6 protein-coding genes are annotated in these 5,474 nt (G+C 70.0%); 3 read left to right on the top strand and 3 right to left on the bottom strand.

What is annotated here, in order from left to right; all coding sequences use genetic code 11:
- Window positions 1-185: 185 nt before the first annotated feature.
- The 3 genes from E1284_RS38080 to clpX all read left to right on the top strand — a co-directional run bounded on the left by E1284_RS38080 (window position 186) and on the right by clpX (window position 2,978).
- The gene (locus E1284_RS38080; RefSeq protein ID WP_131944998.1) at window positions 186-818 is read left to right on the top strand and encodes a ClpP family protease; all 633 of its coding nucleotides are present in this window, start codon (window positions 186-188) and stop codon (window positions 816-818) included.
- 27 nt (window positions 819-845) lie between these two features.
- On the top strand, window positions 846-1,529 hold the full coding sequence (locus E1284_RS38075) for an ATP-dependent Clp protease proteolytic subunit (protein WP_424923533.1): 684 nt from the start codon (window positions 846-848) through the stop codon (window positions 1,527-1,529).
- 174 nt (window positions 1,530-1,703) lie between these two features.
- On the top strand, window positions 1,704-2,978 hold the full coding sequence (gene clpX / locus E1284_RS38070; protein WP_131944996.1) for an ATP-dependent Clp protease ATP-binding subunit ClpX: 1,275 nt from the start codon (window positions 1,704-1,706) through the stop codon (window positions 2,976-2,978).
- Between the two features lie 202 nt (window positions 2,979-3,180).
- On the opposite strand, the gene E1284_RS38065 is transcribed toward clpX, so the two are convergent.
- The 3 genes from E1284_RS38065 to E1284_RS42175 form a co-directional block, all read right to left on the bottom strand.
- Complete coding sequence (locus E1284_RS38065) at window positions 3,181-3,837, bottom strand: response regulator transcription factor (protein WP_131944995.1); 657 nt, start codon at window positions 3,835-3,837, stop codon at window positions 3,181-3,183.
- Window positions 3,838-4,635, bottom strand: a complete 798-nt coding sequence (locus E1284_RS38060; protein ID WP_131944994.1) for a sensor histidine kinase — start codon at window positions 4,633-4,635, stop codon at window positions 3,838-3,840. It abuts the gene before it with no gap.
- Window positions 4,636-4,760: 125 nt separating this feature from the next.
- Window positions 4,761-5,474 (bottom strand): hypothetical protein (locus tag E1284_RS42175; RefSeq protein ID WP_207924193.1); only part of this gene is annotated, 714 nt, incomplete at its 5' end.

Genomic DNA, 5,474 nt, shown 5'->3' with positions numbered 1-5,474 from the left:
GGAGGAGGGGGACGACCGCGCGCGTGTCCCGTTGGCGACGATCGTCCGGTACGCGGGCGGGGTCCCGCGCCGCCCGGGTACGCCCCTGGCGAAAAGGCGGCCCCCCGGGCTTAAGCGGGCCCGGTGGCGCGTTAATGTCCAATCATCCGAACCGATTAAAAGGACCGGAGGAACACCCGGTGAGCATGCCTCCGACTTTCGACGAGTCGTCGCGGATCCAGGCGCGGGTCGCCGAGGCGCCCCTGCTGCCTCTGGGCGACCAGCTCTTCCAGCGGCTGCTGCGCGAGCGCATTGTCTTCCTCGGCCAGCAGGTCGACGACGACATCGCCAACCGCATCTGCGCCGAGCTCCTGCTGCTGTCGGCCGAGGACGGCCGCCGCGACATCACGATCTACATCAACTCGCCAGGTGGCTCCGTCACCGCCGGCATGGCGATCTACGACATCATGCAGTACGTCCCGAACGACATCGTCACGGTGGGCATGGGCCTCGCCGCGTCGATGGGGCAGTTCCTGCTGTGCGCGGGCACCCGGGGCAAGCGCTACGCCCTGCCGCACGCCCGGATCATGATGCACCAGCCGTCCGGCGGCATCGGCGGCACGGCCTCCGACATCAAGATCCAGGCCGAGCAGATGCTGTACGTGAAGAAGACGCTCGCCGAGAAGATCGCCGAGCACACGGGTCAGGCGCTCGACCAGATCGAGCGCGACTCCGACCGCGACCGCTGGTTCACCGCCGACGAGGCCAAGGACTACGGGTTCGTCGACCACGTGGTGCTCAGTGCCACCCAGGTGCCTTCCGAGGGCACCGTCTCCTGACGACCTGAACACTTATCGGAGGCACACATGAGCGACCTGATCCGTCCCGGTTTCACCGATATCGTCCGGCCGGGCGCCGGCCCGATGCCGGTCGACAACCGCTACATCATTCCGTCGTTCGTCGAGCGCACCACGTACGGGGTCAAGGAGATGAACCCGTACAACAAGCTGTTCGAGGAGCGCATCATCTTCCTCGGCGTGCAGATCGACGACGCGTCCGCCAACGACGTGATGGCCCAGCTGATCACGCTGGAGTCCATCGACCCGGACCGCGACATCAGCATCTACATCAACTCGCCGGGCGGCTCGTTCACCGCCATGACGGCGATCTACGACACGATGCAGTTCGTCAAGCCCGACATCCAGACCGTCTGCATCGGCCAGGCCGCCTCGGCCGCCGCCGTGCTGCTCGCGGCCGGGACGCCGGGCAAGCGGGCCGCCCTGCCCAACTCGCGGATACTGATCCACCAGCCCGCGACCGAGGGCACCTACGGGCAGTCCAGCGACATCGAGATCCAGGCGCGCGAGATCATGCGGATCCGCGAGCTGCTGGAGAGCATCCTGGCCGAGCACAGCGGCCGGAGCATCGACGAGGTGCGCCGCGACATCGAGCGCGACAAGATCCTCACCGCCGACGAGGCGAAGGACTACGGGCTCATCGACGACGTCTTCGCCAGCAGGAAGCGGAAAGCCGAGGTAGTGTCGTCCTGAGACGGCACAAGGACGCGGGAGGTCCCCGAGCCCGGGCGCCACACTTCCGGGCGAGGGGCTTTCCAAGTCCGTCGGAGGCGGTAACGTCGAGTCCAACGTCGAGAGCCTTCGGGACGCAACCGAGCTGCGCCGCATCCTCCAGGGCGGGCGGCCCCACGAAAAGGAGACAGTTGGGTGGCACGCATCGGCGACGGTGGTGATCTGCTCAAGTGCTCGTTCTGCGGGAAGAGCCAGAAGCAGGTCAAGAAGCTCATCGCGGGTCCGGGCGTGTACATCTGCGACGAGTGCATCGATCTCTGCAACGAGATCATCGAGGAGGAGCTCTCCGAGACCTCCGACCTCAAGTGGGACAACCTGCCCAAGCCGCGGGAGATCTACGAGTTCCTCGACTCCTACGTCATCGGGCAGGATACGGCGAAGAAGGCACTGTCCGTCGCCGTCTACAACCACTACAAGCGGATCCAGTCGGGCGACACCGGCCGGGACGACCCGGTCGAGATCGGCAAGTCGAACATACTGCTGCTCGGCCCCACCGGATCCGGTAAGACGCTGCTCGCGCAGACGCTCGCCAAACTCCTCAACGTCCCGTTCGCCATCGCGGACGCCACGGCGCTGACGGAGGCCGGATACGTCGGGGAGGACGTCGAGAACATCCTCCTCAAACTGATCCAGGCGGCCGACTACGACGTCAAGAAGGCCGAGACCGGGATCATCTACATCGACGAGGTCGACAAGGTCGCCCGCAAGAGCGAGAACCCCTCGATCACCCGCGACGTCTCGGGCGAGGGCGTCCAGCAGGCGCTGCTGAAGATCCTGGAGGGCACCACCGCGAGCGTCCCGCCGCAGGGCGGCCGCAAGCACCCCCACCAGGAGTTCATCCAGATCGACACCACGAACGTGCTGTTCATCTGCGGCGGCGCGTTCGCCGGGCTGGAGAAGATCGTCGAGTCCCGGGTCGGCAAGCAGGGCATGGGCTTCGGCGCGCAGATCCGGTCCAAGTCCGACTTCGAGGAGTCGTCGGCCGTGCTCGGCGACGTGATGCCCGAGGACCTGCTGAAGTTCGGGATGATCCCCGAGTTCATCGGCCGGCTCCCGGTGATCACCTCCGTGCACAACCTCGACCGCGAGGCGCTGATCAACATCCTCACCGAGCCGAAGAACGCGCTGGTGCGCCAGTACCACCGCCTCTTCGAACTCGACGGGGTCGACCTGGAGTTCACCGACGACGCCCTGGAGGCGATCGCCGACCAGGCCATCCTGCGCGGCACCGGCGCCCGCGGCCTGCGCGCCATCATGGAGGAGGTCCTCCTCTCCGTGATGTACGAGGTCCCGAGCCGCCAGGACGTCGCCCGCGTCGTGATCACCCGCGAGGCCGTCCTGGAGCACGTCAACCCGACGCTGGTCCCCCGAGACCGCCCCAAGCGCGAACCGCGCGAGAAGAGCGCCTGACCCGAGAAAGAGCCCCGGCCGACGCGGCCGGGGCTTTCTCATCGGCGTTCAGCGGCCTCGGCCACGCACGCGAGCGCGCCACCTGACCGGTGAGGCGAAGCCGGAGGCGGGCCTCACCGGTCAGGTAGCGAAGCGATTCGCGCTCGCACGGGCCAGGTCACGGGGCGAGCCGCCAGACGAGCGCAGTGGGCCTGCGCTGCGATCAACGCGGCGTGGATTCGCCCAAGCCGGCTTCGCGGGCCACGACGATGGCCTGGGCGCGGTCGGCGACGTGCAGCTTCATGAAGATGTTCGAGACGTGGTTGCGGACGGTCTTCTGGCTGAGGAAGAGCGTCCCGGCGATCTCGGCGTTGCTGCGGCCCTGCGCGATCAGTTCGAGGACCTCGCGCTCCCGCTCGGTCAGCTGGGGGAACGCGGCCTGCCTCGGGTCGGGCATGTCGGTGAAGTAGGTGAGCACCCGGCGCGCGATCTCCGGGCCGTAGATGGCCTCGCCGGCCGCGACCGCGCGGACGGCGCGGGCGATCTCCTCGGCGCCGGACTCCTTCAGCAGGTAGCCGCGGGCGCCGGCGCGCATCGCCGCGAAGACGGAGTCGTCGTCGCGGAACATGGTGAGGACGAGGACGCCGATGCGCGGGCTCGTCCGGGTGATGGTGCGGGTGGCCTCGATGCCGTTGCCGCCCGGCATGTGCAGGTCCATGACGACGACGTCCGGCTGCAGCTCCGCCGCCAGCCTCACCGCCTCCGGCCCGTTCTCGGCCTCGCCGACGACCTCGACGCCCAGCGCGTGCAGGAGTCCTTTCAGGCCCTGCCGGAACACCGGGTGGTCGTCGGTGATGAGGACCCGGATGGTCTCCGACATCTACGCCCGCCTTCTTCCGACCGAGGGACGATCGTACCCGGCGGCGGGCTGCGCGGTGCCGAGCGGCAGCCGGACCGCGACGAGGGTGCCGCCGCCGTTCCGGGACGTGATCACGCAGCTGCCGCCGATCTCGGCGGCCCACTCCTTCATCGCGGCGAGGCCGCGGCGCGTCCCGGGGCGGCCGCCGCCCCGCGCCGCGTCCGGCAGGCCCGGACCGCTGTCGGTGACCACCAGGTGCAGTTCGGTGTCGCGCTTCAGCCGGACGGAGGCGCAGCTCCCCGGGGCGTGCAGCCGCACGTTCGTCAGCGCCTCCTGCGCGATGCGGTACGCGGCCACCTCCACCGCGGCGGGCAGCCCCGAGGGCTCGCCGTCGAACCGGATGTCGACCCGCTCGCAGCAGCCGTCCGCGAACGACTCGATGGCGCCGACAAGGCCGAGGTCGTCCAGGGCGGGCGGCCGCAGCCCGTGCGCCAGGTCCCGGATCTCGCCGACGGCGGTGGCCAGCCGGTCGCGGACGTCGGCGAGCAGCGGGTCGGTCCGCTCCGGCTCGCAGGCGAGCGTGATGCGGGCCGCGTCCAGCGACATGGCGAGGCTGGCGAGCGTCGGCCCGAGCCCGTCGTGCAGGTCGTGCCGCAGCCGCCGCCGCTCCTCCTCCCGGCTGGCGAGGATCCGCTCCCGGGACCTCTGCAGGTCGGCGGTGAGCCGGCGGAGGTGAGGGATGGTCGCGGCACGTGCCGCCACGGCCCCCGCGGTGAACGCGCCGGCCAGCACGGCGGCGCGTGCCAGTACCGCTCGCATCCCGTCCCTCTCTCTCCGCCCCGGTGTCGCGGACCCTTCCGGACCACCACCTTTTCGGGCGAGGCGACCCGGTGTCAGGTGACCTGTGTCCCGACCGCGGCGGGAAACGCTCTCAGCCGGGATTCTCAGTCCTCGACGTCCGCGCGGATGTCGCGCATCGTGGCCTGGAGGTCCTTGTGCCGGTCGTGCTCGGAGTCCATGGCGATGGGCGTGACGATCGCGAACGTGGTCCGCGTCGACCATGCGGCGAAGGAGGTGGTCGAACTGGTGGTGCCCGTCGGCCCCTGGGTCTGGGCGTAGACGTCGGTCCCCAGCGCGACGCCGTCGCCGCCCGCGTCCTGGCTCTTGAAGGTGCTGACGCGGTAGATGGTGGGGCCGGAGTCCCTGAACTCCGTGGAGAAGGCGCCGCTGAGGGCGGTCTCGGGATCCTTCAGCTCGTGGTCGCCGTTGACGCCCACGTACAGGTACTTCTCGCCGCCGTTCCCGTACACCGCGCTCACATTGCTGCGGGCCTTCCAGTCGGTGCCGGCGCTGTAGATGATGCCGGTCAGCTTCTCGACGGCCTTCTGGGTGCCCGATTCGGCGGGGTAGTCCCGGCTCATCCCGTCCGCGACGGCCGGGGTGGTCAGCGTGTGCGACGTGCGCGCGAAGTAGACCGCGTACCCGCCGACGCCCAGCAGCACGGCCAGGGCCGCGGCCCCGATCAGGATGGCGAGCGCCTTGCCGCCGCCCTTGCGCCGCGGCGGCCCGTAGGGCGCGCCGGGGAAGGGCGCGCCGGGGGGCACCGGCCCGCCGGGCGCCATCGGCCCGCCGGGCGCCATCGGCCCGCCGGGCGCCAC

Origin of the sequence: Actinomadura bangladeshensis (assembly GCF_004348335.1) — a bacterium.
GTDB lineage: Bacteria > Actinomycetota > Actinomycetes > Streptosporangiales > Streptosporangiaceae > Spirillospora > Spirillospora bangladeshensis.
The sequence above is the reverse complement of the archived record's forward strand: the minus strand, read 5'-3'. Positions and strand labels throughout refer to the sequence as shown.